This is a genomic window from Sphaerospermopsis aphanizomenoides BCCUSP55 (genome assembly GCF_001586785.1).
GTDB classification, from domain to species: domain Bacteria; phylum Cyanobacteriota; class Cyanobacteriia; order Cyanobacteriales; family Nostocaceae; genus Sphaerospermopsis_A; species Sphaerospermopsis_A aphanizomenoides_A.
On sequence record NZ_LUFH02000182.1, the window covers coordinates 1 to 5,059 of the forward strand.

Consider the following 5,059-nt stretch of genomic DNA (forward strand, 5'->3'; position numbering starts at 1 on the left):
AAATGCTGAAGTTCAATGGAAACTGGGGACTGGGGACTGGGGACTGGGGACTGGGAATTACTATTTTCTCAATCCCCAATTACGAATTACGTTCGCGCAGCGTGCCGGAGGCACTATTACGAATTACAGATCATAAACCCTTGCTTCTGCGGCTTCTGGATATTCATCACAATATTCTTCAAAAGCGGTTTTGAGAGGTTTCATTGCCCGTTGATGAGCAATTTCGGCTTGAATTTCTTCGACTACATCCCAAGCGGCTGCACATTCAGAAGAATTAATTCCTTTTTCTGCACAAATCACACGGGCTTTTTTAATTTCATCTTGTAATTCTTGTTCTAATAAAATTGTGCGGGGTTTTTCTAAAGAGGTGCTTCTAGCTAGGATATCAGTCAGGGAAATTATTCCTAATAAATCACCACTAATTACAGGCGCACGACGTAAATTATGATCAGCAAATAATCGTGCTACATATTCTAAACCCAGTTCAGGATTAACCACAATACAAGGTTTAGTCATAATTTCATAAACACGAACTTTACTTGGGTCTTTACCATAAGCTATGACTTGATAAACGATATCACTTTCGGTAACAATTCCATAGGCATCTTGTGGATGACGACGATCTACCAATAAAGCCCGCCAATCTCGCGCCTGCATTAATTTTACTGCTTCATTTACGGTTGCAGAACAACGAATCATGGCAACATCTTTTGTCATTACATCTGCTGCTGTTAACATAATTTTTTCTCTCAGAATTTAAGGTGACAGTTGATAGGGAAGAAGATTTTAGATTTTAGATTGGGATTCATGAAATACAATCCAAAATTGAAAATCCAAAATCCAAAATTGCATTACCCAAATTTAATCATTGCTCGTCCTTCCATTTGGGGCAATTCTCCTTTTAATAATGGTTCTATTGCGGTGCGAATTCGTGCGGCTGAAGGAGGACAACCGGGTAAGTAGATATCAACTGGTACTATATAGTGAACGGGTACGACATGATCAAGTAAGGGTGGAACTATCCCCGGTTCATGGGGAATTTGTTGATTCACATCTGCACCTTCAATATAAGCTAGTTGCAGGCTGACATTAGCGTTTCCTGTCAGGTTACGCATGGCGGTAACGTTACCAGTTACAGCACAATCTCCAAAGGAAATAATTGTTTTGGTGCGTTGTCTGATGGTGTGGATTAATTCTAAATGTTCTTCATTGGCGATCGCACCTTCCACTAAAACTATATCTACACCTTCTGGATATTCTTTAACATCAGCAATGGGACTATAAACTACATCTACTTGGGCTGCTAAATCTATTAACCATTCATCTAAATCTAAAAAAGACATATGACAGCCAGAACAGCCACCTAACCACACTGTTGCTAATTTTATTTTATTCATTCTAGTCATTTTTTTACCTTATCAGTTGTCACTTGTAATTATTGTTTGCCATTCTTTAACAACATGAGTAGGAACTGAGATATTAATAGATTTTTTTCCAGGTAAAGGAATAGCCAAAGTTAAAGAATCTAGAGGTAATTGGGGTAGGATTTCTGTGAAATCATATTGACCAACTGTAGGGGCTGGTGCTTCATCTAAAAATATATCAGACGCATTCCAAATTTTGCCAGTGTTTGAGGTAATTCTTAACGGTTGGGGGTGAATTAATTCCTGTGAACCAGGAAACCCAACTAAGCGCAAATTAATCTGAGATTTTTGACCGGGGTAAACTTGTTTGAATAAAACAACTTGCCAAACTTTACCGAAGTCATCATCTAATTTTACTTGTGAGCGATAAAGAACTTCTCCTGATGTTTCTTCTATTTGTGTGACAACAGCAATTGCACTCTTGCAGGTGAAACTTCCTAAACCCAGGAATATAAATGTTGTCAATATTGTCACTAGCAATATTGATAAAAGTCTCTCTATTTTTCCAATGTGAATTAACATCAAATTTACCTCCTATAGTGAGGAAAAAAATTAACCCAAAAATTCACAGTTAAAAATTCCATTGTTTTTTCTCTCTGGCATTAACTAAAAAGTCAATTTTGCCCCGGTCATGTTTCATTTCTCCAACACTTGAACCTTGATAGAAAATTGCACCGGTAGGACAAGCATTGACACATTTACCACAGGAAGTACAAGTCTGAGAAGTTCCCCAAGGTTGATTTAAGTCGGTAATGACATGAGATTTTGAACCTCTTCCTGCCATATCCCAAGTATGTGCGCCTTCGATTTCATCACAAACACGAACACAGCGAGTACAAAGCACACAACGATTGTGATCTATGCCAAAACGGTCATGAGAAGTATCAACAGAACGTTGAGGAAATTGATATTCTAACCGCACATGATCCATACCCATTTCTATTGCTAAATCTTGTAATTCACAATTACCATTAGCAACACAAACAGAACAGATATGATTACCTTCTGCAAACAGCATTTCAATAATTGTGCGACGGTATTTTTGCAGGCGATCGCTATGAGTATTCACCACCATTCCTTCAGCAACCTTAGTCACACAAGCTGGTTGCAACCTATTACTTCCCGCAATTTCCACCAAACATAAACGACAAGCCCCCACATCCCCAACACCATCTAAATGACAAAGTGTAGGAATATGAACACCAGCCTCCTGCGCCGCTTCCAGTAAAGTTTCATCCTCACGGGCGCTAACTAATTCACCATTAATCGTTAAAGTTTTTACAGTCATAAAAATCTTAGATTTTGCATTAGTAATTATCAATTGTCAATTGTCAATTATCAATTATCAAAGCCAAATACTCATCTCGGAAATATCGCAAAGTGCTAAACACAGGATTTGGTGCAGATTGTCCTAAACCGCATAGACTTGTATGCTTCACCATGTCGCAGAGTTCTTCTAGCAGTTCCAAATCAGCTTGATCCGCTTCCCCTTTACTAATCTTGGTTAATAAATCATGTAACTGCACCGTTCCGACTCGACAGGGAATACACTTACCGCAGGATTCATCCATGCAAAATTCCATAAAGAATCGCGCCACATCTACCATATTCGTGGTTTGATCCATGACAATCATTCCCCCAGAACCCATCATTGAACCCAAAGCTGTCAAGGATTCATAATCTACAGGTGTAGCAAATGCCGAAGCAGGAATACATCCCCCAGACGGACCGCCAGTTTGTACCGCTTTAGCAATACCGCCATCAGGAACGCCACCGCCCATTTCCGCCACAATTTCCTGTAAGGTTGTTCCCATTGGTACTTCTATTAAACCAGTGTTGAGGATTTTACCAGCCAAGGCGAAAACCTTTGTACCTTTACTTTTTTCTGTACCGATTCCCGCAAACCACTCCGCACCTTTACGGATAATAGGAGCAATATTGGCAAAAGTTTCTACATTATTGATTAAGGTGGGATAACCCCATAACCCAGACTCAGCCGGATAAGGTGGACGGGGATGCGGAACACCCCGTTTACCTTCAATAGAAGCCATTAAAGCTGTTTCTTCACCGCAGACATAAGCACCTGCACCGATGCGGATTTCCACTTTAAAATCAAAGGGTGATTCAAAAATATTTGTACCCAGAAGCCCTAAACGTTGTGCCTGACGAATAGCGGTTTCTAGACGTTTGATAGCAATAGGATATTCAGCCCGCACATAAATGTAACCTTGACTTGCACCAATGGCATAAGCTGCGATCGCCATCCCTTCTAACACCCGATGGGGATCACTTTCTAACACACTGCGATCCATGAATGCACCGGGATCACCTTCATCCGCATTACAGATGACAAATTTTTTATCACCTTTCGATTTTGCCACCGTTCCCCATTTTAAACCCGTGGGATAACCAGCACCACCCCGTCCCCGCAACCCGCTTTTAGTAATACTTTCTACCACCTCAGCAGGTTTCATTTCTCGCAACACTTGGTAAAGTGCTTGATAACCATCAGCAGCGATATAAGATTGAATCCTCTCTGGGTCAACTTTGCCGCTATTTTCTAGGACAATAGGGAATTGACGGGTAAAAAACGGTTGATTTAAATCCCCTTTTTGTAAATTTGTTTCTTCCCCTTGGACTTCAGTAATAATTTTACTGGCATCTTCTGGACTTACTTGTTCATACAACTTTGCTTCTGTGGGATGTTCCTGATTATCCACCTGTACCAAAGGACCTTGACAGCACAGACGCATACAACCCACACCAGCAACCTGTACTCGATCCTCCAACCCAGCAGCCTTAACAGCAGCATCTAAATTATCTTTAACGGCTTGGGAATTAGAAGATAAACAACCAGCCGCCGTACAACAGCGAATCTGTACAGGTTTAGCTTGAGAACGTTCAGTTCTAGCGATTTCTAATAATTCATTTAGTTCCATTGTTCTGCCATTCTCCCACTTTTTCGCAGACTGATTCCGGGGTTTGATTACCTAAAACCGCACCATCAAAAACTACTGCCGGTGCAATACCACAAGCCCCCAAACACCTAGCCGTCATCAAAGAAATTTCCCCATCGGGAGTAGTTTCCCCAGCATGAATTTGGGTAGTATTTTCTAAACTGCTTAAAATTGCTTGCGATCCCTTAACGTAACAAGCAGTACCAGTACATACCACACAATTATGTTTACCTTTCGGTGCTAGGGAAAACAGATGATAGAAAGTTGCTACACCATAAACTCGACTTGGTGGTAACTTTAAACTATGGGCGATATAAAGTAATAAATCTAACTCTAAATAACCGAATAATTCCGAAGCCCGATGGAGAATTTCAATGAGTGCATCTTGTTGATATTGATGACGCTTAATAGTGGCATCCAACATCTTTAACCGCTTATCTCCACTCGGATGAGCAGAAGGAGGTGGAACAGTAGTTTTCATTATTTATAATCCTTTGTAGATGAATCAATTATGAGGAAGAGGTGACAGGTGACAGTAAGAAGGGAATAGGGAATAGGGAATAGGGAATAGGAGTATGGCTTACGCCAAGCTGCGCTATCAGGAGTTCAGGAGTTCAGGCGGAAGAATTAATTTTTCTTCCCCTGCCTCCCCACACCCTACACCCTACACCCCTACAC

6 protein-coding genes are annotated in these 5,059 nt (G+C 40.7%); all 6 read right to left on the reverse strand.

All coding sequences use genetic code 11. The features are described 5' to 3' along the window. Positions 1-123: 123 nt before the first annotated feature. The gene (locus A0J48_RS25790; protein ID WP_200327425.1) at positions 124-738 is read right to left on the reverse strand and encodes a CP12 domain-containing protein; all 615 of its coding nucleotides are present in this window, start codon (positions 736-738) and stop codon (positions 124-126) included. 113 nt (positions 739-851) lie between these two features. Beyond that, on the reverse strand, positions 852-1,397 hold the full coding sequence (locus tag A0J48_RS25795) for an NADH-quinone oxidoreductase subunit B family protein (protein WP_200327430.1): 546 nt from the start codon (positions 1,395-1,397) through the stop codon (positions 852-854). A 21-nt stretch (positions 1,398-1,418) separates the two neighbouring features. Beyond that, positions 1,419-1,946: a DUF3122 domain-containing protein gene (locus A0J48_RS25800; RefSeq protein ID WP_200327426.1), complete on the reverse strand. Its 528-nt coding sequence runs from the start codon at positions 1,944-1,946 to the stop codon at positions 1,419-1,421. Between the two features lie 49 nt (positions 1,947-1,995). Next, positions 1,996-2,712: a bidirectional hydrogenase complex protein HoxU gene (gene hoxU, locus A0J48_RS25805; protein WP_200327427.1), complete on the reverse strand. Its 717-nt coding sequence runs from the start codon at positions 2,710-2,712 to the stop codon at positions 1,996-1,998. Positions 2,713-2,755: 43 nt separating this feature from the next. Continuing rightward, positions 2,756-4,363, reverse strand: coding sequence for a NuoF family protein (locus A0J48_RS25810; RefSeq protein WP_200327428.1), 1,608 nt, complete (start codon positions 4,361-4,363; stop codon positions 2,756-2,758). After that, positions 4,350-4,862: a bidirectional hydrogenase complex protein HoxE gene (hoxE, locus tag A0J48_RS25815; protein WP_200327429.1), complete on the reverse strand. Its 513-nt coding sequence runs from the start codon at positions 4,860-4,862 to the stop codon at positions 4,350-4,352. The genes A0J48_RS25810 and hoxE overlap by 14 nt, the downstream gene beginning before the upstream one ends. Positions 4,863-5,059 lie beyond the last annotated feature (197 nt).